A 24107-nucleotide genomic window follows, 5' to 3' on the forward strand; every position below is an offset into this window, starting at 1 on the left:
CTTTCTGGGAAAAAGTCAACGGGACCGGAGTCCTCATGGGCCGGGGGATTCGGGAGGCCTACGTGAAAAAGCGTAGGTTAGCCATACCTAAGCCACCAAACCACAATGACCTTATGTGAGCAGGATCACAACAATTACGGAACTGTTGCGTGCCCTAATTGCCCGCGCTCCGGGAGGGTTGCTGCGGCCTCCAAAGCCATCCATGCCTGCAGCTGGGTGGAAAGTTCGACGGCGGTGCCCGCGGGGCAGGTTTCCCGTGCCGGCTTGGCGGCATGTACGGAGAAGATGCTTGCGCCGTTCCTTCCGGCGGCCTGGCCGGTTTCCGCGGGGCGCCGACCGGCCCAGAAGGCGCCCGCAGTATCGGCCACCAGCGTGGCCGCGGTGCTGCGGGTCTGCGGGGACAGCCGGGCGTCGGCGGCCGCCAGCGCGAGGTAGCGGCAGAGGATCCCGGTGAACAGGCCGCCGTCGCCCGTGCCTTCGCACCGCAGGACGCGGCCCTCGCCGGGGGTTTGTGCGCCGGTGGGGGCCGGCACCGTCAGCAGCTGGTCCACCGCCTCCACCACGACTGCTGCCCGGGCAAGGTTCGCCTCCCCGCCCTGTTCCAGGAGGGCGCCCAGGACGGGGCCCTGGTTATAGGTGTAGACCGCCCGTTCAAGCACCACTTCGCCGGCCGCATTCAGCCGCGCCCCGTCAAGGTACAGGCCCTGGTCCGGGTCGAAGAGGGTGGCCCCCAGCCAGTCCAGCAGCGCCTGTGCCTTCCCGGGGCTGCCCGTCCGGGCGAAGTAGAGGGCGACCGGCGCCGTGGCCGGGGTGTTCTTGAAATCCCGCGCCTTGCTCCAGAAAGCGCCGCCGCCCAGGTCGGCGGTGCACGCGGCCTCGAACTGGAGGGTGAGGGACTTCCGGACGCGCGCGTTGCGCCCGCGCCCCGGCCTGCGGGTCTCCTCGGCCAGCTTGTCGAGCCGGTGGGTGGCAAGCGCCAGCCAGGCCATGTCGTCGTAATAGCTGTTGACGAACGTGAAAGCGTTCCGCAGTCGGATGCCGGTGACCAGGCGGGAGGCGAGCCGCCCGGCGCTGGGGTGTTCCGGGCCGTTGAACCGCGCGGCCGGGGTGGCGCCGTAGCCGAGTTCCCGCCGCCCTGCATCAACCAGGCAGTCAACGTAATGGGCCTGCCACCAGTAATGCCAGGAGCCCGGGAGTGCGCCCTTCGGATCCCTGCGCCAGGAAGGTGGGGGCCACTGCACGGCACCGAGATGGGTGCCCGGCAGGAACAGGAGCCTCCTGCCGAAGAGCGTGGTCACCGATCGTGCAGCTTCATTTGCCCTGCCGTGCCAGTGGGAAAGATCCTGGCGGTCAGGGGCGGGCTCCGGACGCGTCATGAATCCCACCCTAGCCCGCTTCCTCCAGCCGGCCAGGAAGGCCCCGGTGATGCAGGCCTCGCGTATTTCAGTTAACATTCACTAACTAACCTCCGCGGCCGCCCTGCCATGGGGGACGCGCATCAAGGAGGATGTATGGACGTCAATGGCACTGTGGCGCTGGTGGCCGGGGGTGCCTCCGGCCTGGGGGCGGCAACAGCCCGGCGCCTGTTCGACGACGGCGCTTCCGTGGTGCTGGTTGACCTCCCGTCGTCGGCAGGGGCTGCCCTCGCAGAAGAACTGAACGCGGCCGGCGCTCCAGGCAGGTCCGCCGTCTTTTCACCCGCGGACGTGACCAGCGAGTCCGAGGTCCAGGCCGCCGTCGCCGCCGCGGGCAGCCTTGGCCCGCTGCGGATCGTGGTGAACTGCGCCGGGATCGCCACCCCCGGAAAGGTCCTGGGCCGGGACGGCGTGCTTCCGCTCGAGGCCTTCAACCGGGTCATCCAGGTGAACCTCATCGGCACCTTCAACGTGCTGCGCCTCGCAGCGGCAGCGATGGCAGCCACCGAGCCGGCCACCACGGTGCTGGGCGGGCCCGAGCGCGGGGTGATCATCAACACCGCCTCGGTCGCGGCCTTCGAAGGCCAGATCGGCCAGCCGGCGTATGCGGCCTCCAAGGGCGCGGTGGCGGCCATGACGCTGCCAATCGCCCGGGAACTGGCCCGCTCGCTGGTCCGGGTGGTCACCATCGCGCCAGGCATTTTTGAGACGCCCATGATGGCCGGCCTGCCGCAGGAGGCGCAAGACTCCCTGGGCGCGCAGGTGCCGCATCCGTCACGGCTGGGCAGGCCCGGCGAGTACGCGAACCTGGTGGCGCACATCGTGGACAACGCCATGCTGAACGGGGAAACCATCCGCCTGGACGGCGCCATCCGGATGGGCCCGAAGTGAGCATGGAAACGCAGCCCGAGCTGCCCTCAGCGGACTTCTTCGCCTTTGAATCCCTCCTGGGCCAAAAGGAACGGGACAAGCTCGCCGAACTGCGGGATTTCCTGGCCGCCGAGATTGCGCCGTACGCAGGGGACTGGTGGAACAAGGCCGAGTTCCCCGCGCACATCCTGCCCAAACTGGCTGCCCTTGAACTCAGCACGCCCGCCCAGCGCGGCTACAGCAACCTGTTCGCCGGCCTGGTCATCGCCGAGATGACGCGCGTGGACACCTCGATTGCCACTTTCTTCCTGGTCCACCACGATCTGTTTGTCCAGGCCCTGTACGACTTCGGGTCCGCGGACCAGAAGCAGCGGCTGCTGGCGGACGCCTCGGAATTGCGCATCACGGGTGCCTTCGCCCTGACTGAGCCCAACCACGGTTCGGACGTGGCGGGCGGCATGGAGACGCGGGCCAGGCGCATCTCCTCTGTGACAGGCGAGGCGGACGACGACGGTGATGCCTGGGTGCTGAACGGCGCCAAGCGGTGGATCGGCAACGGGACGTTCTGCGACTACATGCTCGTGTGGGCGCTGGATGAGGCGGACGGGTCGGTCCGCGGGTTCATCGTGGACGCCACGTTGCCGGGCGTCACGCGGACCCGGATCGAGAACAAGATTGCCCTGCGGACGGTGCAGAACGCGGACATCCTCCTGGCGGACGTCCGCGTGGCCGAGGCGGACCGGTTCGCGTCCGTCAGCAGCTTCGAGGACACCAAGGAGCTGCTGCGGGGCTCGCGGATCATGGTCGCCTGGCAGGCCGTGGGCCAGCAGCTGGCCGCCTTCGACGTCGCCCGGCAGTACGCCCTGGAGCGCAGGCAGTTCGGCCGCCCGCTGGCACAGTTCCAGCTGATCCAGCAGCAGCTCGTGACGATGCTCGGCAACGCCGTGGCGAGCATGGGCATGATGGCCGCCCTCGCGCGGCTGCAGGATGACGGCGCCGCGGACATGCCGCAGGTGGCGCTCGCGAAGTCATACCTGAGCGCGCGGATGAGGGAAACTGTGGCAATGGGCAGGTCCATCCTGGGCGGCAACGGCATTGTGACCGATTACCGCATGGCCAAGATCTTCTCCGACGCCGAGGCCATTTACACCTACGAAGGGTCCTTCGAGGTCAACACCCTGATTGCGGGCCGCGCCATCACCGGGGTTTCGGCCATCGCCTAATCCTCGCGGGTGTACGGAAGCTTCTCGCCTGCCTCGACGCGCACGTCCAGCGAATTGTTCCGCACCGGCATGGGGCACGTGCCGTACGGGGTGAAGGCGCTGGGATAGTTGATGGCGCGGTTGAAATCCAGCACCACGGTCGCATTTCCGGATGAATCCGTTCGGGGCCGCGGCAGGGACAGCTTGCGCCAGTCAGCTGTTTGTCCCGGCGGGGCGGCGCCGTTGGTTTCGTCATGGAAAGTGACGGACAGCGCCCCGAGTTTTTCCTCCTCCGCCTGCAGCCGGCACTCGTGGGCGCTGCCGACGCGGAACACCACTTCACCCACGGTGCGGTGGATGCCGTCCACCAGGGGGTTGGCCGTGGCGATCGGCACGTCCACGGGCCGGGAATAGGGTTCGAACCTGCCCGCCACCTCCCACTCCGGGTTGTAGTCGAACGTTGGCACGCCAGCGAATCCGGTGAGCACGGGGGAGGCCGAGTCCCGGGTCCGGATGGCATAGCGCCCGGCCCGCATGGCCAGTTCCACCACCACCTGGTCCCCGCCAGGTCCGCCGAACTGCACCCACATCAGCGACTCCTCATCGGCGAGGGCCGCGGAAATCGTCCCGGACACCGGTTCCCCTGACTCCACCAGGGACAGGCCGTCGGCGGGCACCGCGGTGAGTTCCGCGGTCGTACCGTCCGTCGACCAGAGCCCGGGAGCAAGTTCGACGGCGGCGGGGGAGTTCTCAAGCCACTGGAACGAGGTGAGGGTCAGCCAGCCGTGGCGGGCGGCGAGGGCTTTGTTGCGGTTGTCGCGGAAGCGCTGCCAGCGCTCCACCTTGGCTGCGGGGAGGGTGCCCATGGTTCCTTTCACACGGTCGGATTGCCATACCCTACAACCGCACCGCGCCGGCGTTCATTCCACTTTGATACGGTCCGCCCTGTTGAATAGGTGGCGTGGACATACTTGCTGGAGTAAGCACCGAATGGCTCAAGGCCCTGACCTGGATCACGGCAGTAACAGTCGGCGTGGCAATCCTCCTGTGGCGGCCGCGGCGGCCCGACCTGGCGGGTCTGGCAGCCCTGGTGGTGTTCATGGCAGCCAGTGCCGGCGCGGGGATCTACGTCCTGAACCACCTGGGCGACGGCCGCTGGGGCGGTGACCAGCAGTCAAAACTGAGCCCGCCTCCGCTCACTGACGCACCGATGGTGGGGCAGTTCCTGGAACCGCTGGAAGGGATGCTGGGCGGCGTTACCGACGGCATCAACGAGTTCGTGGACTTCCGGTCCGCGTTGCCGGTGGCGCTGGATTTCTTTGTTGCCGCGGGCTGGGCGCTCGCGCTTTCGGTGCCCCTGGCGCTGGTGGCCATGGTAGTCACCGCCAGGGCAGCCAAGCGGCTCAAGGCAGAATTCACAGGCTATAAGTCTGAAGTTGAGCAACTCCGGAAGGAGCTCGAACTCGTCAAGCGCCACGTAGGTTACCAAGCGCACGACATTATCTGAGACGGATTCCCCTATGCCGCCGAAGTGCGGGTAGCATCTTTAGCTAGTTACGTGGCTCACAGTATCCAGCGCAGTGTACGAGCCAAGTCCGAACCCTCGAAAGATAGTTTCCATGGCTCACACTGCAACGAATCCCGAAACCGATCTTGCCTCCGAACTGAGGGCAGACGTCCGTCGCGTCTCCACCCTGCTGGGAGAATCGCTGGTCCGCCAGCACGGACCTGAGCTCCTTGACCTGGTGGAGCAGGTGCGCCTCCTCACCAAGGAGTCCAAGGAAGCGGCCCGCGGCGGTGCGGACGCCACCGGTCCCTGGAGCGCGCACGACGTCGTGGCCCAGGTCCGCGAGCTCCTGGGCTCCCTGCCCATCGGGCAGGCCACCGACCTGGTCCGCGCCTTCGCTTTCTACTTCCACCTCGCCAACGCCGCCGAACAGGTCCACCGGGTGCGGGGGCTGCGCACGCGCGCTGAAAAGGACGGCTGGCTGGCCAAGACGGTTGCCGACATCGCTGACCAGGCCGGACCGGCGGTGCTGCAGGAAGTGGTCAACGGGCTGGACGTCCGCCCCATCTTCACCGCCCACCCCACCGAAGCCTCGCGCCGGTCCGTGCTGGACAAGATCCGCAAGCTCTCCGACGTGCTGGCCCGGCCCACCGCAGAGGGCACCACTGCACGCCGGCGCCAGGACCGCCAGCTGGCCGAAATCATCGACCAGATGTGGCAGACGGACGAGCTCCGCCAGGTTCGGCCCACGCCGGTGGACGAGGCCCGCAACGCCATCTATTACCTGGGCAGCATCCTCACCGACGCAATGCCGGAGATGCTGAGCGAATTCTCCGACCTGCTGGGCGAGCACGGAGTAACCCTTGCATCCCAGGACGCCCCCATCCGCTTCGGCTCATGGATCGGCGGCGACCGGGACGGCAACCCCAACGTCACCGCCGCGGTCACCCGGGAGATCCTGCAGATCCAGAACCAGCATGCGGTCCGCATCAGCATCGGCATGATCGACGAACTGATCTCCATCCTTTCCAACTCCACCGCGCTCGCGGGGGCGGACCCGGAGTTGCTGGAATCCATCGAGGCCGACCTGCAGAAACTGCCCGGCCTGGATAAGCGGGTGCTGGAGCTCAACGCCCAGGAGCCCTACCGGCTGAAGCTGACCTGCATCAAGGCCAAGCTGATCAACACCGGCAAGCGGGTGGCGGCGGGCTCGCACCACGAACACGGCCGCGACTACAGCGGCACCGGCGAACTCCTGGCGGACCTGGAACTGGTGGAGCTCTCTCTCCGCAACCACTCGGCGTCGTTGGCTGCCGACGGCGCACTGGCCCGGGTGCGCCGCGCCATCGCCTCGTTCGGACTCCACCTGGCAACCCTGGACATCCGCGAGCACGCCGACCACCACCATGACGCCGTTGGCCAGCTGATGGACCGCCTGGGCGGACCCGGCCTGCGCTATGCGGAACTCAGCCGCGAGGAACGCTTTGAGGTGCTCGGTTCCGAGCTCGCCTCGCGCCGGCCGCTGTCCGGGCACCCGATCAAGCTCGACGGCGCCGCTGACGGCACGTACGACGTCTTCCGTGAGATCCGCCGCGCCCTGCGCACGTACGGCCCGGACGTCATCGAGACCTACATCATCTCCATGACCCGCGGCGCCGACGACGTCCTGGCCGCGGCCGTCCTGGCCCGTGAGGCCGGCCTGGTGAACCTCTTTGGCGAGAAGCCCTACGCCAGGCTCGGGTTCGCGCCCCTGCTGGAGACCGTTGAGGAGCTGCGGGCCTCCGCGGAGATCGTTGACCAGCTGCTGTCCGATCCCTCCTACCGCGAACTGGTGCGCCTGCGCGGGGACGTCCAGGAAGTCATGCTTGGCTACTCGGACTCCAACAAGGAATCCGGCGTGATGACCAGCCAGTGGGAAATCCACAAGACCCAGCGGAAGCTGCGGGACGTCGCCGCCAAGCACGGCGTGCGCGTGCGCCTGTTCCATGGCCGCGGCGGGTCGGTGGGCCGCGGCGGCGGACCCACGTACGATGCCATCCTGGCGCAGCCCAACGGCGTGCTCGAAGGCGAGATCAAGTTCACGGAACAGGGCGAGGTCATCTCGGACAAATACTCCCTGCCCGAGCTCGCCCGCGAAAACCTTGAGCTGTCCCTGGCCGCCGTGCTGCAGGGCTCGGCCCTGCACAAGGACCCGCGCACCTCCGCCGACCAGCGGGAACGCTACGGGCACGTCATGGAGACCATCTCAGACGCCGCTTTCGACCGCTACCGGAACCTGATCGACAACCCCGACCTTCCGGCCTACTTCATGGCCTCCACCCCGGTGGAGCAACTGGGCTCGCTGAACATCGGCTCCCGCCCGTCCAAGCGGCCGGATTCCGGAGCGGGCCTCGGCGGGCTGCGTGCCATCCCTTGGGTGTTCGGCTGGACGCAGTCCCGCCAGATCGTCCCCGGCTGGTTCGGCGTGGGCTCCGGCCTCAAGGCGGCCCGCGAGGCCGGCAACGCGGCGCAGCTCGTGGAAATGTGGGAGAACTGGCATTTCTTCCGGTCCGTGCTCTCCAACGTGGAGATGACCCTCGCCAAGACGGACCTGGACATCGCCGGCTACTACGTCTCCACCCTCGTCCCCGAGGAACTGCATCACATCTTCCGGTCCATCCGGGAGGAGTATGAGCTGACAGTATCCGAGGTGCAGAAGCTGACAGGCGAGAACCTGCTCCTGGATGCCCAGCCCACGCTCAAGCGTTCACTCGAAATCCGGGACCAATACCTGGATCCCATCAGCTACCTGCAGGTGGAGCTCCTGCGCCGCGTCCGGGCTGAAGCGGCTGAAGCCGCTGATGGCATCAGCGGCGCCGAAATTGACGAACGCCTCCAGCGCGCCATGCTGATCACCGTCAACGGCGTGGCAGCCGGGCTCCGGAACACGGGCTAGGCGTTCTGGCGTTGCGCCATCACTCTTGGTTGCTCCCGTGCCGGGAAGCAACTAAAAGTGATAGCGCATCCGTAAGTGGCCGCTGCTGCCCCTACAGGCAGCGGACCTTCGGGTTGTAGGTTGCCAGCACACCGTCCGGGTTACCCTGCCAGAGGTAGGCGTGGAGGTCGTAGTGGATCGGCATGCCAGGGGCGTGGCCCAGCATGGGGCCGTCAAAGTCCTTGCCAAACATGGAGGGCCGGTCGCTGTCGGTTCCCAGGTCTTGGTCCTCGTCCACCTTGAACCATTCTGCGGCCACCAGCCTGAGTTGGCCCGCGCTGTTGGCTGCGTACGTCAGTGCGTCCGGGGTCAGCGGGTCCATCTGGCCGAACTGGCTGAAGTTGACGTAGTGGAAGCCCATGCCTGGAACACATTCACCCACTGCCTCGTACCCGGCCATTACGGCTGCGTCAACGTTGCGGTACTGGACCGTGGCTTGGCGAACCGCCGCCAGGTCGCTCTGGCCCGAGCCTGCTGAAGCGGCGCTGATGCCCAAAACCGAGGCCAGGAGGACCGCAAATGTGGTGGCAAAAGCGCGAAGGATATTCCGTCTCATGTTCCGTCTTCTTTTCTCGTTGTTGATACTGAAGATGAGACCGCGGGGCTAGTGTAGCCCCGCCGTACCGGAGACCGCCATGGGTGATTTGGATCCACTGCCGGACGGGCTTTTCGCAGGCTATTGATTAGGGTTGAAGGCATGCCCTCCTTCCAGACCCGCCTGAAGATCACCGGACTTCGGCCGGGTAACCCGCCTGAAGCCGTGATGGACGCTGCGGTGGAAGCGCTGGGAACCCGCCACCATGTGGAGTCGAACCAGCTGCAGATTGCCGGCGGGGTGCCGCAGCTGAACCTGCGGTTCCTCGTGGAGGCCACCGAGTACAGCGGTGAGAACCAGCGGGCGCGGGAATCGGCAGCCATGATGCGGGACGCCGTCGAACGCGTTGCCCTCACCGGTTCGCTCACGGTGCTGCGCCGCAACCGCGGCCGCTGGGCTCCCGTGTAGGACCCGCTGCCACTGGGCCCGGTGTCGTCCAGCGCTCAGCCCAGAGGGCCCGGTTCCTCCACTGGTGACCGGCTGCCGCGCCGCCGGGTCACGATCACGCCGACGGCGGCGCCCACCACCAGGCCGAGCGCCACTCCAATCAGCGAGCTGGCCCAAAACGGCAGCTTGGTTGCCGAGCCCGTGAAGTAGCCCAGGCCCACCAGCCAGCATGCCCACAGCACTGCCCCGATGCCCGCGCACAGGCTGAATCCCGGCGCGGAGACGTTGGCTATGCCGGCAGCGGCCGAGGTGGCCAGCCGGCCGCCCGGGATAAACCTGGCACCGATGATGGTCCCGTAGGTGGACGAACGGCCGGCTTTGGCGATGGCTTCGTGGATGCCCTGGTGGACCCGCCGGCCCCACTTCCACCGGTCCAGCACGTGACTCAGCCGCCGCCGGAAGAGCTGGAAAACCACCATGTCGCCGATCCAGGAGGCCACGGCCGAGAGTATTACCACCAGGAAGACGTTGGCGCGTCCGTCCGCGGACAGGGCGCCGGCGGTGATCACCACCATTTCGGAGGGAACGGGCGGGAAGATGGCATCACCGAGAACCACGGGGATGATCCAAAAGTAGATCGCCGTCCCCCAGCTCTCAGCGCTGCCGAAGTCCATGGCCCAACTGCCGGCCGGCCAGGAAGTACCAGTACGGCCAGGCGATCCAGGCGGCTGCTCCCGCCGCGACGCCGGCACCGCCAACCCCGTAGCGGATCCAGCGGGGAAGCTGCTCCACGGCGGTGAGGCCGGCCACGGGCAGCGCCACCAGCAGCGAACCTCCAATGGCCTGCCCCAGTCTGGCGAGCTTCCGCGGGTACCCCCCGGAGGCCAGGAGCTCCCGGTGTGCCAGCAGGAACCAGCCCGCCTGGACGGTCATCGCCGCGACCGAAATGACGGTGGAGCTCTTGAAATCGAGCTGCCTGGAAACCAGCAGGAACGAGCTTGCGGATCCGGCCGCGCAGGAAGCAATGACCACCCACTTGCCGGCCTCGGAGGCGCCCGTCCGGGGCAGCCGGCGGTGGACCTGGAGGATTACGGGGATGGCCACCAGGTTGAATACGGCGCCCGTTGCGTCATTGATGGTGCCGAAGACATAGGGTCCGTTGCGGGGGACTTCCACGGCAAACATGGCGCCCAGGGTGGCCACTCCCACCGCGCCCAGCCCGGCTGCTGCGTACGCAAAACGGGCGGCTGTCCGATCGCCGGGTATTTCGATGAGCGCGTCCATTGTGCTTCCTTGCCTTGGCCCAGGTATCCCTCAGGATAGTCCCGTCGGCACCCGCCATCCAGAGGACGGAGCGGCCAGGCGCGGCCGGTCAGCTGCGGGCGGGACCGGCAGTGCTGAGTTCAAGCCGGCTGCGGTACTCCACGGGCTTTCCCGCGATGGGGTCAACAAACCGGATGCCGCGGGCCAGCAGCTGGAGCGGCCGGCTGTAGTCGTCCGGTGCCTTGTCCAGCAGCTCCGGATAGAACGCGTCGTTGATGATGCCCAGGCCGAGTGAAGCCATGTGCACCCGCAGCTGGTGGGTCTTTCCGGTATGCGGCTCCAGCCGGTACCGCGCGAGGCGCCGGGGACCGCCCGATGCCGCGGCCGTGGCGCCGGAGGCACCCGGGGAAGCGCCGGCGTCGAACGTTTCCAGCCGCTCGATCCGGGTTTCCGCGTTGGGTTCACCGTCCACCACTTCGGCGAGCAGGTAGCTGCGGGACTTGGTCATCCGGTTGCGCACCACCACGGGAAATTCGACGGCGGCATGGCCGGGGGCAGGGTGGGCGGCGGCCACGCACTCGTACTCCTTCTGCACCTGGCGCTTCTCGAAGAGCACCTGGTACTTGCCGCGGGTCTGCGGATTGGTGGAGAACAGCAGTACCCCGGCGGTCATGCGGTCAAGCCGGTGCATGGGAATCAGGTCCGGCAGTTCCAGCTGGTTGCGCAGGCGCACCAGCGCCGACTCCTGGATGTAGGTGCCGCCCGGGGTGGTGGGCAGGAAATGCGGCTTGTCCACCACCAGCAGGTGCTCGTCCTGGTGGAGGATGCTGATGTCCACCGGGATCCGCGTCTCCGGCGGCAGGCTGCGGTAGTACCAGATGAAGGTGTGGTCCTGGAGGGGAGTAGCCCGGTCCAGCGGCACCCCGCCCTCGCCAACGATCTCGCCGGCGTCGAACCTGTCCTCGATGCCCTGCGGATCGATATGCCCCCAGCGGTGCATCATGTAGTCCATTGCGGTGTCCCACGGGCCCTCTTCCGGCAGGCGCAGGCGGGTGGCGTTCACGCCGTCGCGCACGGGGAGGGGGGATTGCATCACCGGTCCATTCTACCGGCGCGCGTTCCTGCCCGTTCGGCGAACTAAAACCGACGACAAAAAAGTTCTTGACAATAAAAATTGTCGGTGGCAATACTGGAAGCATGTTGGAGATAGCGGTTATTGAGGACCCGGCAGCGGCCGAGGTGTCACTCGATCCGATCCGTACCCGGATCCTTCGGGAGCTGGTCCAGCCGGCATCGGCCACCCGGCTCGCGGTCAGGCTGGCGCTGCCGAGGCAGAAGGTCAACTACCACCTGAAGGCCCTGGAGAAGCACGGGCTGGTGGAGCTGGTGGAGGAGCGGCGCAAGGGCAACGTGACCGAGCGCGTCGTCCAGGCCACGGCCTCGTCCTACCTGATCTCGCCCCAGGCGCTGGCCTCGATCTCACCGGATCCGGGCCGCTTTTCCAGTCATTTCTCGGCGTTCTGGCTGCTGGCGCTTGCGGGCCGGATGGTGCAGGAGCTGGGCAAGCTGATTGCCGGCGCGGCCGCGGCCCGCCAGGAGCTGGCCACGTTCGCGGTGGACGGCGAAGTCACCTTCCGCACCGCGGCCGACCGCGCAGCCTTCGCCGAGGAGCTCGGCGTGGCAGTCACCCGACTGGTGGACAAATACCACGACGGCGACGCCCCCCGCGGGCGGCGGCACCGCCTCGTGGTGGCCCTTCATCCCGTCCTCAAGCCGCTCAAGGAAACAACGGAAACCCCCTCAGGCAAGGAGCAGGACAATGACTGACAACCGCAACTTCGAAATCGTCTGCGACACCGAGCTTCCGGGCACGCCGGAGCGCGTGTGGGAGGCTGTGACCACTGGAACGCCCGCGTGGATGTTCCCCACGGACCAGTGGCCGGACGTCAAGACCGTCAAGGAATACCCGACGCACCTCGTGTCCAGGATGGAGGGGCCGGACGGCTGGTTCAACCAGCTGGAGCACGTCCTGGAACCGCTTGACGGCGGTGGCGCCCGCCTCCACTACGTCCACAGCGGGATCTTTGCGGACAGCTGGGACGAACAGTACGACGGCGCCTCCCGCCACACCGAGTTTTACCTCCACACCCTGGGCCAGTACCTGCAGTACTTCGACGGCCGGCCCGTGGTATTCACGGACATCCAGGCGCCGGCGGCGTCCCAGTCACCAGACGGCTTTGCCCGGCTGCGCGGCGCGCTGGGCCTGGCGTCCGCGGAGCAGGGTTCACGCCTGGACGTGGAGCTCGACGGCGTGGGGAGGCTTTCAGGGGAAGTGGACTTCTCCAATGAGCACTTCCTTGGCCTGCGGACATCCGAGGCCATGTACCGCTTCTTCGGCCGCAACGCGTGGGGCGCACCCGTCGGGATGACCGTCCATGATTTCAGCGGTGCAGGGGATTCCGAAGCCACCGCCAGGGCATGGGGCAACTTCCTGGCGAAGGTGTACGCGTAGGGCTGCCGCCGGGACGCGCACCGCTGGCGACAGCCGAGGGTCAGGCAATGGCCACGGCCGGGGCGTTCCTGAGGGTGCGCCGGAGCTGCGGGGCGGCATCCAGCCGGTCCTGCGCTGAACGCAGGGCCAGGACTGCGGTCTCCAGCTTCTCCGGCGGCAGGGTAAAGGGCACCCGGAGGTAGCGTTCGAAGGCGCCGCCAACCCCGAAGCGCGGCCCTGCCGCCAGCCGGATTCCAAAGTCGGGGGCTATGACTGTCAGCGCAGTGCTGATGGGGGCCGGCAGCCTGCACCACGCCGAGAGGCCGCCGGCAGGGTACGCCACCTCCCATTCGGGCAAGTGGCCGGCGAGGAGTTCCAGGAGCGCGGCCCGGCTGTCCCGGAGCGCGGCTAGACGGGCCGGCAGGGGCTCGTCCAAGGCCCTGACCAGGTGGGCGGCGGCCAGTTGCTCCATCAGGGGTCCGCCCAGATCCAGCGAGGTCCGCGCTGCCGCAAAGCGCTGGACCAGGTCCGGAGTAGCCCGGATCCAGCCTGTGCGGAGGCCGCCCCAATGGGATTTGCTGAGCGAGCCGATGGTTACCACTGCCGGGCTGAAAGCCGCGACGGGAGTGGTCCCGGCGCCGTCAAGGTTCAGCTCCCGGAGGGTCTCATCCACCACCAGGACGGTGCCGGCGGCCGCGGCCGCGCGGACCAGCCGGCGGCGCTGGAGGTCCGGCATCAGTTGGCCCGTTGGATTGTGGAAGTCCGGAACCACGTACGCCAGCTTGGGCCGCTGCTGCTGCAGTGCCGCCTGGATGCTGTCCATGTCCCACCCCGGCCGGCCCCCGGAGAATGCCACCGGAACGGGGCGGCACCCGGCCGCCCGGATGGCATCGAGGGCGTTCGGGTAGCTGGGGTGCTCCACCAGCACCCGTTCCTGCCGGCCGGCAAGGGCGCGAAGGACGATGTTGAGGGCATGCTGCGCGCCCGACGTCACCAGGATCTGGTCCGCGGTTGTGGGCGCTCCGGCCGCGGTGTAGCGCGCCGCCACTGCCTCCCGCAGGGGGAGCAGGCCGATGGCGTCGTAGCCGAAGCCGGGGAGCAGAGCCGGGAGTTCGGTGAGGGCGGCCGCGAACGCGCGGTGCACCACCTCTCCGCTGGCGGGAAGGGAGGCATAGGCGAGGTCGATCAGTCCTTCCGGGGCAGCCAGTCCGGGGGCGGTGAGCGCCGGGTCCTTGCGCGCCGGGCCTGTGAATACCGTGGTGCCTGCCGGGGTCACCGGCGGGATCCGTGTCCGGCTCCTGCTGCCTTGGCCGCCGGTAAGGAAACCCTGGTCACGGAGCAGGCCGTAGGCGGCAGTCACCGTGGTCCGGCTGACGCCCAGGACGTCGGACAGCGCCCGCTCGCTGGGCAGGGCCGTGTCCAGGGCCACCCGCCCGTCGAGCACCAGCAGGCGTACGACGTCGGCCAGCTCGCGGTAAGCGGCCGCGGCACCAACGTTCCACTCGCCCAAGAGACGGGCAAGGCCGGCGGCGGTGAGGGATGACATCAGGCCAGTATTTCAGACTGGCTATGTAAATCAAGGCCAGTTTTCTGACAGGGTCGTGTGTATGTTGACCCGCAGACTTCTTCAGCTCTTTACCGGCCTTGCCATGTACGGCATCTCCCTCGCCATGTTCATCCGCGCCGGGCTGGGCCTGGACCCGTGGGATGTCTTTCACCAGGGTGTCGCTGGCAGGACCGGGCTCAGCATCGGTGTGGTGGTCATCATCGTCAGTTTCCTGGTGCTGCTGCTGTGGATTCCGTTGCGGCAGTGGCCGGGGTTCGGAACCCTCTGCAACGCCGTCCTGGTTGGCTTGTTCGCGGACATCGGTCTCGCCCTGATTCCCGCGTTCTCCCACCTGGGCGGACAGGTGGGCCTGCTTGCCGGCGCGGTGCTGCTGAACGGCATCGCTTCGGCCTGCTACATCGGCGCCCGTTTCGGTCCCGGCGCACGGGACGGACTGATGACCGGGCTGGCGAGGCGTACTGGCTGGTCTGTCCGGGTGTCCCGCACGCTGATCGAAATTGTTGTCCTCGCCGTCGGCTGGTTCCTTGGTGGCTCCGTGGGAGTGGGGACTGTTGTGTACGCCCTTGCCATCGGCCCCCTGGTCCAGCTCCTGCTGCCGGTCTTCATGGTGACCGCTGCACACGCCGACGCTGGAAGCGGCGGCGACTCCCGAAGCGCAGCCCCGGAGCCGCTTGCCAGCACCAACTGAGGCGGCAGGCGGGGGCGGGGAATCCTAGGCCAACAGGGGCTGGCATGTGGGGCAGAAGTAGATGTCCCGTTCCTCGTCGCCGTTCAGCTTGCCCAGCACCCCGCGCCGGATGGGTGTTCCGCACTTGAGGCAGGCCTGGTGTTCCCTGCGGTACACCCAGTAGCCGGGCCGCCCCGCCATCCTGCCCACCGGCAGGCCCCTGGCGTTGAGGATGGTGACCCGGCGGCCGGGGCCCAGGTTGACTTCCAGGAGCTGCTTGGCGTCGGTCATGAGGGTCCGCAGGTCCGCCACCGAGGACACCGGCGAGGCGGGGTGCACCCCGGAGAGGAAGCACGCCTCGCACCGGTAGATGTTGCCGATCCCGGCAAGGTTCCTCTGGTCCAGGAGGGCCACGCCCACGGGGACGTCCGGGGCGGAGCGGATCCGCCGTTCTGCTTCGTCCGGGTCCCAGTCCGGGCCCAGCAGGTCCGGGCCCAGGAATCCCACGATGGAATCCTCGCTTGCGGTGGCCACCACTTCCACGATGCCCAGCGAGAATCCGACGGCGTCCGCAGCCGCGGTCCGCAGCACGCAACGGGCCGTGTAGCCTGGTTTCCGCCACTTCCCCCCGGGCGGGTAGACCTGCCAGGTCCCTTCCATCTTCAGGTGGGAATGGATGGTGAGCCTCTTGTCGTCCGGTCCCACCACGCGCATCAGCAGGTGCTTGCCGCGCGCGACTACCTCGGCCACGGTCCAGCCGGCAAGGTTCAGCGTGGCGAAGCGCGGAACGCGGAAATCGGAGCCAAGCAGTGTCTGCCCTGCCAGTGCCTGGTGCAGCTGGTTGGCTGCACGCCAGACGGAGTCGCCCTCAGGCACGGATCCTCAGCCCCTTCGGGGTGGAGTAGGCGCCGGCGGAGCTGAGGGCTGCAGCCACCGGGGTGTCCAGGATGCCGTGGCCGTTGACCTTCTCCATGATGAGTTTGTCCACGGCCCCGCGGGTCACCACGCCCACCAGGGCTGCGCCTGCCGCCGCCAGCACGGCATCATCGCCGCTGAAAGCCAGCAGGGTCTTCCCGCCCCTCTCCACGTACAGGACCAGCGCCCCATCCACCAGCACCACCAGGGCGCCGGCTTTCCGCCCCGGACGGTGCCCGGTGCCGGCGTCGTCCTGGAGGGCGGGCCAGGGGAGGGCTGCACCGTACGGGTTGGCCGGGTCCGTGGCGGCCAGGGCAAGGGCAACCGGCTCGGGCTTGGCGAGCTGGCTGTCCTCTGAGTACGAGCGCAGCCGGTCAACAGTGGCCGGAACGGCGAATTGGGCCGCGCCCAGGTGCTCAATGAAGTAGCCGCGGCGGCAGCGCCCTGCCTCCTCCAGCCTGGCCAGGACTTTGTACATCAGGCCGAAGCCGCCCAGGATCTGTTCCGCCATCACGGATCCCCTGGTGACCACCCCGTAGCGGTCCAGCAGGAGTTCGGCAGTGGCGCGGGCGTGGATGGTGGCGTCCAGCTCCGGCTGCGGAAGGGCGGACCAGCGGCCGGCAGCCATCGGGGGAGTTGCGGCCGCCCCGGCCAAGGCGCCATAACGCCCGCCCGCCAGTCCCGGCGAGCCCACGAGCCCGCTTCCGTGGGAACGGCCCAGCCTGCTGAGCCGCGGAGCCCTGGCCCGCGGTGCCCGTGCCACCTGCCGATGCGCTGTATGTCCACCGGCAATCAGGGCGCGGACCGGGGCGAAGGTGTCCCCGGTGATCCGGCCTGCCCAGGCCAGGTCCCAGAGCGCCGCGACCACTTCCTGGTCGCTGAGCACGGAGTCCATGCCGCCGGCGACGTCCGTCAGTTGCCGGAAGAAGTAGCCGCCGCCGTTGTTCCGCAGGTGGTCCAGCAGCCGCTGCTGGGCATCACCGGGTTCGTACTCGACTGCGGGGCTCAGGGTCAGTTCCGCGGAGTCGGCGAGGTGAAGGCTGATCCAGCCGTCATTCCCGGGCAGGGCGCCTGCGCCGGACCAAAGGATTTCCCCGGCGGCCATGAGCTCGTCCAGCATGGCCGGCTGGTAGTTGGACACCCTGCTGGCGAGGATGAGCGGCTCCCACGCGGATGCCGGAACAGGAATTCCGGAGAGCTGGTCAACGGCCGTGATGATGCCGTCCAGGCCCCGCAGCGAGGGCTGGCCGCGGCCACCGCCTGGCGTGCGGACATGCTGCCAGGCGGGGAGGAAGCGCCCGTAGGCTGCCGCGTCCACTGGTTCCACTTCCGCGCGGAGGGCCGCCAGCGAACGACGGCGGAGCTTCCGCAGGACCTCGGCGTCGCACCATTCGCTGACGGCAGCATGGAGGGGCAGGTGCGGCGAGGGCAGGTCACCTGCCGGCGGGGGGCCCGGGTCCACCACACCAGGTTCCACGCCATCGGCGGGAGCGGCTTCGCCGCCGACCCCGCCCTCCCGGGGGGCTTCCGGCTGTGCGGCATGCGGCCGGAACTCGCCCTCCACCACGCGCCCGTCCGCGGCCAGGCGCTTCAGGGCCGTGCTGACGACTGCCACACCCAGGCCCAGCCGCGCTGCGGCCTCGGCGGCGGTGAAGGGTCCATGCGTGCGGGCGTAGCGCGAAACAAGGTCGCCGAGGGGGTCCGCCACGGGCTCGATGAAGGCGAGCGGGACGCCCATGGGCAGCGGAACGCCAATGGCGTCGCGGAGCCGCGCGGCGTCTTCAACGGCGGCAAACCGTTCCACGCCGCCGATGTTTACCTTGATGGCGCGGTTGGCCCGCTGCAGGGCGGTGAGGTGGGCAGCGGCTTCTGCGGGTTGGGCGTGCGCGGTGTTGGTGGGATCTGTGTTGGTGGGCTCTGTGTTGGTGGGCTCTGTGTTGGTGGGCTCTGTGTTGGTGGGCTCTGTGTTGGTGGGCTCTGCGTGGGTGGGCTCCGTGTGGGTGCGCCCGGTTTCGGCAGGCTCAACCACGCCGGCAGGATCAACCACGCCGGCAGGCTCAACCACCGGTGCAGATTCCACCGCCGCGGCCGGTTCCAGCCGGGCGGCTACTTCCTCCGGTGCCAGGGGGCCAAGGAGCCGCAGCAGGTCGGCGGCGCCCTCCATTCCCCGCACCCGCCGGTCCTGGGCCAGCCGCTGGAGCTCGCGCTCGGTGGCCTCGATGACCTTGGGATCCAGCAGTTCGCGCAGTTCCACCCGCCCCAGCAGCTCGTTGAGGAGCGTGGAGTCGAGGGCGAGTGCGGCAGCCCGGCGCTCAGCCAGCGGGGAGTCGCCCTCGTAGAGGAACTGTGCCACGTACCCGAACAGGAGGGACTTGGCGAACGGCGAGGGCTGGGAGGTGGTGGTTTGGACAATCCTCAGCTCGCGCCGCTCCACCGACGCCGCGATGTCCTTCAAAGCGGGAAGGTCGTAAACGTCCTGCAGGCATTCACGGACGGTTTCCAGCACGATGGGGAAAGTCGGGTACTTCCGTGCAACATCGAGCAGCTGCGCGGAGCGCTGCCGCTGCTGCCACAGTGGCTGCCGCTTGCCGGGAGTCTGCCGCGGCAGCAACAGGGCACGGGCAGCACACTCCCGGAACCGCGACGCGAAGAGCGCGCTGCCGCCCACCTCGGCGGTGACGATCTGTTCCAGCTCCTCGGGGTCGAACAGGAACAGCTCCGCTCCCGGCGGCTCATCCTCCATCATGGGCACCCGAAGCACGATCCCGTCGTCGGCGGCCATGGCGGAGCCGTCCATCCCATAGCGCTGGTGGAGCCGCTGCCCGACGGCGAGGGCCCAGGGCGCGTGCACGGGCATGCCGAAGGGGCTGTGCAGGATCACCCGCCAGTCGCCCAGCTCGTCGTGGAACCGCTCCACCACCAGCGTGGTGTCGTTCGGTACAACCTCGGTGGCCAGTTTCTGCTCTTTGAGGTATTGGATCAGGTTGTTTGCCGCGAAGGCATCCAGGCCGCTTGCCTCGCAGCGCTCGGTGGCAGGGCCGACGTCGGAGGCTGACAGTTCGCGGACGAACGCGCCGAGGGCGCGCCCCAGGTCCACAGGCCGGCCCAGGGAATCGCCCTTCCAGAAGGGAAGCTTGCCCGGCTGGCCAAAGGCCGGGGAGACAAGCACGCGGTCGTGCGTGATGTCCTCGATTTTCCAGCTCGTCGCGCCCAGGGCAAAGACGTCCCCCACCCGGGACTCGTACACCATTTCCTCGTCCAGCTCTCCAACGCGCCGTCCTCCCTTTGGCGCGGGCGCCGGCTTGCCGTCAGCAGAAGGGGATGCGGCACCTTCCACTTCGGTGCCGATGATGTACACGCCGAAGAGGCCACGGTCCGGGATGGTTCCGCCGGAGGTCACGGCCAGGCGCTGAGCCCCCGGCCTGCCCTCGATGGTGCCCGCGTTGCGGTCCCAGATGATCCTGGGACGAAGCTCGGCGAACTCGTCCGACGGGTAGCGGCCGGCCAGCAGGTCAAGGGTGGCTTCGAAGGCGGAGCGGGGGAGGGACGCGAAAGGGGCGGAGCGCCGCACGGTGGCGAACCATTCCTCAACGTCGATGCTGCCAAGGGCGGCGGCAGCGACGGTCTGCTGGGCCAGGATGTCCAGGGGATTGGCGGGGATGCTGAGGCGCTCGATCTTGCCGGCCAGCATCCGCTCCACGGTGATGGCTGTGTGGACGAGGTCGGCACGGTGCTTTGGGAAGAGGACACCCTGGGAGACTTCGCCCACCTGGTGGCCGGCGCGGCCCACCCGCTGCAGGCCGCTGGCAACGGACGGCGGCGATTCCACCTGCACCACCAGGTCCACGGCACCCATGTCGATGCCCAGTTCCAGGGACGAGGTGGCCACCACGCACCGCAGCCGCCCGGACTTCAGGTCGTCCTCAATGAGCGCACGCTGGTCCTTGGAAACCGAGCCGTGGTGCGCGCGCGCCAGCACCGGATCCGCGCCCGCCGAGCTTCCCGCCTGCGCCATCATGTGCGCGGGCGTGGCCGTGGAGGCGGGAATCCCTGACGCCGCCGGTGGGGGGACCGGATCATCCCAGCCGCCGCCCACGGCCACCAGCTGCCGCTCAGCGTAAATCTCGTTGAGCCGTGCCGTGAGCCGCTCGGACAGCCGGCGGGAGTTGGCAAAGACGATCGTGGACTGGTTGGCGAGCACCAGGTCCACGATCTTCTCTTCCACATGCGGCCAGATGGATGCCTGCGGCTGCAGTCCGGAGGCCGGGCCCGAGTCAAAAGCGCCGGCAGCGCCCTGGAGGTCGGACATGTCCTCCACGGGAACCGAGACTGTGAGGTCCCAGTTCTTCTTGGCGGGCGGGGCCACGATTTCCACCGGTGCCGAACCTGCGAGGAACTGCGCCACGAGCTCCTTGGGTTCCACCGTGGCGGACAGGCCGATGCGCTGCGCCGGCTTGGGCAGCAAGGCATCCAGCCGTTCGAGTGAGACGGCCAGGTGGGCGCCGCGTTTAGTCCCGGCCACCGCGTGGACTTCATCGATGATGATGGTGTCCACTTCGGCCAGCGTTTCCCGTGCCCTGGAGGTCAGCATCAGGAACAGCGATTCCGGGGTGGTGATGAGGATGTCCGGCGGGCTGGTCAGCAGCGTCCGGCGGTCCGCGGCAGTAGTATCCCCCGAGCGCACGCCCACGGTGGTCAGCGGTGCCGGCAGGCCGAGCCGCTTGGCGGTCTGGGTGATGCCGATCAGCGGCGAGCGGAGGTTCCGTTCGACGTCCACGCCAAGGGCTTTCAGCGGCGAGATGTAGAGGACTCGGGTCTTGCGCTTGGGGGCCCGTATCCGCTTGCCTTTGGCGGGGGCCTTTTCGCCCGTGGCAGCGGCAGCGCCGGATGCGGCGGCATGGCGCTCGGCAGCCTCCGTTTCTTCGGTGGAGGCGATGAGCAGCCGGTCCAGCGCCCAGAGGAAAGCGGCAAGGGTCTTACCCGAACCGGTAGGAGCCACCACCAGGGCGTGCGAACCTGAGGAAATCGCCCGCCACGCGCCCTCCTGTGCGGGCGTCGGCCCTGGGAAGGCGCCGAGGAACCAGTCCCTGGTGGGCCGGCTGAACTGTGCCATGGCGGCGGCGCCGCCGGCATTCCCGCCGGCATTCCCGCCGGCAGTCCCGCCATTGGTGTTTCCAGTTTGGGGGCCCTGTTCCTGGATCATGCCTCCATCATGCCCCAAGCCACCGACACTGATGCCGGCCGTGCTCCGGCCTTGCCGCAGGCCTCCCCGATGCCTGGCTCAAGCCTTTCCTGCGGCCGGAAGGTCCTTGGTGGCGGGCCCTTCCAGGAGCTTCCCGTCGCTGCTGAAACGGGAGCCGTGCAGTGGGCAGTCCCACGTCAGCTCGCTGTCATTCCAGTGCAGGATCCCGCCGAGGTGGGTGCAGACGGCGGACAGCCTGCACGTGGTGCCGGCAACGGTGGACACGGCCACTGGTTTGGGTCCCTCGCGGTAAACCTTGCCCTCGCCTTCGGCCGGAACCACCGGCGCGGGCTCAGCAGGCTGGCTTTTGTCCCTCCGCAGGCCCTGGGCAGCCACCTGTCCCCAGCCGGAGGCCAGCTTGGCTGCTACTCCCGCATTTAGGGCGACGGCGGACAGGGCGCCGGAGGGTGCGGTAACGCGGTGGTGGATGGTGTTCGCCCATGGCACGTTCCCGCCCAGGATGTCAGCGGAAATTCCGACGGCGGCGGCCACCGCGTTGGTCATGCCCCACTTGTTGTAGCCGGTACCGAAGTAGATATGGCCTTTGCCGCGGGGGAACTTGCCGAAGAAGGGCATGAGGTTGGTTGGCAGGTAATCCTGCGCGGACCAGGTATGGGTGGCAACCGCGCCGGGGTAATGCCGCACGGCCCAGTCGAGGAGGCTGCCCAGGTGGTGTTTCTCGGACCTGGCCCTGCCCACATGGTGTCCGTGCCCGCCCACCAGCAGCAGCCGCCGGCCGTCGGCCTCATAGTCCCGCAGCGAATGGGTGGGTTGTTCCACTGAGAGGTACATTCCCGGTGGAGGCGCCTGGTCCTCCTGCAGCTGCAGCGCCGCCGCGTAGGAGCGGCTGGGTGTGAGCTTGGCGAAGTACAGGCCGCGGTCCAGCACCGGGATGCCGGTGGCCAGCACCACCTGGTTGGCGGTGACGTTGCCCTGGGCTGTGTGGACCGTGGCGGGTCCGGCGCCCGTGACATCCCGGAGCCGCACGCCGCCCACGACCGATCCGCCCCGGCTGCGAAGGTCGGACACCAGGACGTCCAGCACCTCCATCGGGTTGATCTGTGCCTGGTCCGCCAGGCGCACGGCGCCGTGAACGGCAAACGGCAGTCCGGCGTCGCGCACGTATTCCATGTCCAGCCCGGCGGTGGTGCCGGCACTGACCTCTTCGCGGAGCTTTTCCGTGCCCTGGGGGGACGCGGCGTAGGTGTAGGCGTCCCTCCGCTGGTACGGCACTCCGTTCTCGTCGAGGTAGCGCAGGAGCCAGGCCTGGCCTTCGCGGTTGCCGTCCACATATGCCTGCACCTGCTTCCGCGAGTACTGGCGGGCGAGCTGTGACAGGAAGGTCCCCTGGAGCAGGGACACTTTGGCGGTGGTGTTTCCTGTGGTGACTGCGCCGGGGTACCTGGCCTCCAGGACGAGCACTTTCTGCCCCGAGCGGGCCAGGAGGAGTGCCGTGACGAGGCCGGTGAGTCCGGCGCCTGCCACCACGGTGTCATAGCTGCTTCCGGGTTCGAACGGGTCCGTTGTGAAAGTGTCCGCCCGATCCAACCAAATCGACGTCATGCCTGCTCAGCCTGCCTTTTGCTCCAGGTCCTGGTGGGCCATTTGTGATGGGTCTGTTATGAATCCCAATCTGTTTACTAAGTATACTTATGATGTCGGGGTTTAAGTCTATGGTCAGGCGGCAGCCCGGCAGCCACGGTGTGAACATAACGGCAAACAGGAGAGATCATGACCAGCATGAGTTCCGACGGTCGCGCGGTGGACCGGACCAACATTCAAAAGACAGCCCTTGCGGTGGGTGCAGTCTTCTTCTTAGTGGGCCTCCTGGGGTTCATTCCAGGCGTCACCACCAACTACCAGGCCCTGGGTTTCGCCGGACATGGTTCGGAAGCGCTGCTGCTGGGGATTTTCCAGGTGTCGGTGCTGCACAACATTGTCCACGTGCTCTTCGGCGCGGCCGGCATCGCGATGGCCCGCAGCGCCGTGCAGTCCAGGAATTACCTGGTGGGAGGCGGTGCCATCTACTTGGTCCTCTGGATCTACGGCCTGCTGATCGGCAAGGACACCGCTGCGAACTTTGTCCCGGTGAACACCGCGGACGACTGGCTGCACTTCGTCCTTGGCGTGGCCATGGTTGGCCTGGGAGTCGCCCTGTCACGGGGTACCGCCCGCGCGGGACGCCCCACCACTGCCACCAGGTAAGCACCACGCACGTCAGCAACCACGCACGTCAGCAACCACGCATGTCAGCAACCACGCATGTCAGCAACACAGCACAGACAGCTGCAGGCGGCCCGGCACTCGCCGGACCGCCTGCAGTTTTCCTTGGACTGTTTCCGGGGGGAAGGTCAGGCCGGCTGGAACGGCCCGATGGTCAGCAGCGTGATTTCGGCGTTGCTGCAGGCGCGCGTGGGCTGGGCCAGGAACAGGGATTCGGTGTCCTCGGGCGGGTAGATCCGGTAGCCGGCGGCGTCCACCATGGCGCAGTCCGGGTAGTTTCCGGCCTGGGTGTAGCGCAGCACGGCGGAGCCGGTCTGGCCGGGTGCCAGGAGGACGTCGGCCGGTGCGGTGGTTTCATCGCGGGTGGCGGGCGCGCCGATGGGGGCACCGGCGCCATCCGCTGCCAGGGAGACGCCGGCAAAGCCCTGGAGGATGCACGGTTCTGCGCCGGTGTTGGTGAGGTTGAGCTTCATGTAGACACTGCCGGCGGCCCCGCCCCCCGACGCATCGGTAGCAGCCGTAAGCCCTGCCGCCTTGCAGCGGGCAGGTGCCCCCGGCGCCGCGGTCTCTGAGCCGGTGGGCGTGCCGGACGACGACGGCGGTGCCGACGTCGTGGGAGCAGCGGACGTTGCGTCCGGGCTGGCTGAGCTGCCTGCCGGCGGAGTCGTCTGTGCCTGCGACTGGCCCGGACTGCAGGCACTAAGCATCAATGCCGCCGACGCGGCAGCCGTGGAAATGACCAACCCCTGGAAAATTCGCTGAGACCTCATGGCACCACCTTCGCCGCAG

20 protein-coding genes and 1 pseudogene are annotated in these 24107 nt (G+C 68.1%); 10 read left to right on the plus strand and 11 right to left on the minus strand.

The genetic code is table 11. The annotated features are described in order from the left end of the window. Nucleotides 1-134: 134 nt before the first annotated feature. Nucleotides 135-1376 (minus strand): glycoside hydrolase family 76 protein, encoded by a 1242-nt coding sequence (locus PV768_RS18085; protein ID WP_421093760.1) that lies wholly within the window; start codon nt 1374-1376, stop codon nt 135-137. A 135-nt stretch (nt 1377-1511) separates the two neighbouring features. On the opposite strand from PV768_RS18085, the gene PV768_RS18090 reads away from it, so the two are divergent. Together PV768_RS18090 and PV768_RS18095 are read left to right on the plus strand one after the other, a co-directional pair. After that, on the plus strand, nt 1512-2306 hold the full coding sequence (locus tag PV768_RS18090) for an SDR family NAD(P)-dependent oxidoreductase (protein ID WP_323057687.1): 795 nt from the start codon (nt 1512-1514) through the stop codon (nt 2304-2306). Nucleotides 2307-2308: 2 nt separating this feature from the next. Then, nucleotides 2309-3508 carry an acyl-CoA dehydrogenase family protein gene (locus PV768_RS18095; protein ID WP_321215296.1) on the plus strand — a complete coding sequence of 400 codons (1200 nt, stop codon included), beginning with the start codon at nt 2309-2311 and terminating at the stop codon, nt 3506-3508. Here the strand turns inward: PV768_RS18095 and PV768_RS18100 are convergent. Next, entirely contained in the window at nt 3505-4353 is an 849-nt protein-coding gene (locus tag PV768_RS18100; protein ID WP_421093761.1) for a DUF1684 domain-containing protein, read from the minus strand. The two genes, PV768_RS18095 and PV768_RS18100, sit on opposite strands and share 4 nt — an antisense overlap. A 95-nt stretch (nt 4354-4448) precedes the next feature. Between PV768_RS18100 and PV768_RS18105 the strand changes: the two genes are divergently transcribed. Both PV768_RS18105 and ppc read left to right on the plus strand, forming a co-directional pair. After that, nucleotides 4449-4994 carry a hypothetical protein gene (locus PV768_RS18105; protein ID WP_321215298.1) on the plus strand — a complete coding sequence of 182 codons (546 nt, stop codon included), beginning with the start codon at nt 4449-4451 and terminating at the stop codon, nt 4992-4994. A 112-nt stretch (nt 4995-5106) separates the two neighbouring features. Beyond that, nucleotides 5107-7929, plus strand: coding sequence for a phosphoenolpyruvate carboxylase (gene ppc / locus PV768_RS18110; protein ID WP_321215299.1), 2823 nt, complete (start codon nt 5107-5109; stop codon nt 7927-7929). A gap of 91 nt (nt 7930-8020) precedes the next feature. Here the strand turns inward: ppc and PV768_RS18115 are convergent, their stop codons facing one another. Beyond that, on the minus strand, nt 8021-8524 hold the full coding sequence (locus PV768_RS18115) for a hypothetical protein (protein WP_157239237.1): 504 nt from the start codon (nt 8522-8524) through the stop codon (nt 8021-8023). Nucleotides 8525-8665: 141 nt separating this feature from the next. On the opposite strand from PV768_RS18115, the gene PV768_RS18120 reads away from it, so the two are divergent. Continuing rightward, nucleotides 8666-8971: a hypothetical protein gene (locus tag PV768_RS18120; RefSeq protein WP_157239235.1), complete on the plus strand. Its 306-nt coding sequence runs from the start codon at nt 8666-8668 to the stop codon at nt 8969-8971. Between the two features lie 35 nt (nt 8972-9006). On the opposite strand, the gene PV768_RS18125 is transcribed toward PV768_RS18120, so the two are convergent. The 3 genes from PV768_RS18125 to PV768_RS18135 form a co-directional block, all read right to left on the minus strand. Beyond that, nucleotides 9007-9624, minus strand: coding sequence for a DedA family protein (locus PV768_RS18125; RefSeq protein ID WP_157239233.1), 618 nt, complete (start codon nt 9622-9624; stop codon nt 9007-9009). Next, nucleotides 9605-10234 carry a hypothetical protein gene (locus PV768_RS18130; RefSeq protein ID WP_321215300.1) on the minus strand — a complete coding sequence of 210 codons (630 nt, stop codon included), beginning with the start codon at nt 10232-10234 and terminating at the stop codon, nt 9605-9607. The genes PV768_RS18125 and PV768_RS18130 overlap by 20 nt, the downstream gene beginning before the upstream one ends. 88 nt (nt 10235-10322) lie before the next feature. Further along, on the minus strand, nt 10323-11306 hold the full coding sequence (locus PV768_RS18135) for an RluA family pseudouridine synthase (RefSeq protein ID WP_321216211.1): 984 nt from the start codon (nt 11304-11306) through the stop codon (nt 10323-10325). Nucleotides 11307-11410: 104 nt separating this feature from the next. Between PV768_RS18135 and PV768_RS18140 the strand changes: the two genes are divergently transcribed. Further along, complete coding sequence (locus PV768_RS18140; RefSeq protein ID WP_321215301.1) at nt 11411-12040, plus strand: helix-turn-helix domain-containing protein; 630 nt, start codon at nt 11411-11413, stop codon at nt 12038-12040. Beyond that, complete coding sequence (locus tag PV768_RS18145) at nt 12033-12725, plus strand: SRPBCC family protein (protein WP_421093762.1); 693 nt, start codon at nt 12033-12035, stop codon at nt 12723-12725. Before PV768_RS18140 ends, PV768_RS18145 begins: the two co-directional genes overlap by 8 nt. 40 nt (nt 12726-12765) lie before the next feature. Here the strand turns inward: PV768_RS18145 and PV768_RS18150 are convergent, their stop codons facing one another. Next, nucleotides 12766-14250, minus strand: a complete 1485-nt coding sequence (locus PV768_RS18150; RefSeq protein WP_321215303.1) for a PLP-dependent aminotransferase family protein — start codon at nt 14248-14250, stop codon at nt 12766-12768. Nucleotides 14251-14311: 61 nt separating this feature from the next. Here PV768_RS18150 and PV768_RS18155 point away from each other — a divergent pair, with 61 nt between their 5' ends. Further along, complete coding sequence (locus PV768_RS18155; RefSeq protein WP_321215304.1) at nt 14312-14959, plus strand: hypothetical protein; 648 nt, start codon at nt 14312-14314, stop codon at nt 14957-14959. Nucleotides 14960-14983: 24 nt separating this feature from the next. Here PV768_RS18155 and PV768_RS18160 read toward each other — a convergent pair whose 3' ends face one another. The 3 genes from PV768_RS18160 to PV768_RS18170 all read right to left on the minus strand — a co-directional run bounded on the left by PV768_RS18160 (nt 14984) and on the right by PV768_RS18170 (nt 22658). After that, nucleotides 14984-15814 carry an Fpg/Nei family DNA glycosylase gene (locus PV768_RS18160; protein ID WP_321215305.1) on the minus strand — a complete coding sequence of 277 codons (831 nt, stop codon included), beginning with the start codon at nt 15812-15814 and terminating at the stop codon, nt 14984-14986. Further along, on the minus strand, nt 15807-20966 hold the full coding sequence (locus PV768_RS18165; protein ID WP_421093771.1) for an Lhr family ATP-dependent helicase: 5160 nt from the start codon (nt 20964-20966) through the stop codon (nt 15807-15809). Before PV768_RS18165 ends, PV768_RS18160 begins: the two co-directional genes overlap by 8 nt. A 168-nt stretch (nt 20967-21134) precedes the next feature. Continuing rightward, entirely contained in the window at nt 21135-22658 is a 1524-nt protein-coding gene (locus tag PV768_RS18170) for an FAD-dependent oxidoreductase (protein WP_321215306.1), read from the minus strand. Nucleotides 22659-22826: 168 nt separating this feature from the next. Here PV768_RS18170 and PV768_RS18175 point away from each other — a divergent pair, with 168 nt between their 5' ends. Continuing rightward, nucleotides 22827-23300 carry a DUF4383 domain-containing protein gene (locus PV768_RS18175; RefSeq protein ID WP_197432425.1) on the plus strand — a complete coding sequence of 158 codons (474 nt, stop codon included), beginning with the start codon at nt 22827-22829 and terminating at the stop codon, nt 23298-23300. 146 nt (nt 23301-23446) lie between these two features. On the opposite strand, the pseudogene PV768_RS18180 reads toward PV768_RS18175, so the two are convergent. Next, nucleotides 23447-23797: pseudogene (locus tag PV768_RS18180) on the minus strand (DUF4232 domain-containing protein); the annotation flags it as partial. Nucleotides 23798-23852: 55 nt separating this feature from the next. Here PV768_RS18180 and PV768_RS18185 point away from each other — a divergent pair. After that, on the plus strand, nt 23853-24080 hold the full coding sequence (locus PV768_RS18185; protein ID WP_421093772.1) for a hypothetical protein: 228 nt from the start codon (nt 23853-23855) through the stop codon (nt 24078-24080). The last annotated feature ends 27 nt before the right edge of the window (nt 24081-24107 follow it).

This window comes from Pseudarthrobacter sp. CC4 (genome assembly GCF_048957775.1).
In the GTDB taxonomy this organism is placed as follows: Bacteria; Actinomycetota; Actinomycetes; order Actinomycetales; family Micrococcaceae; genus Arthrobacter.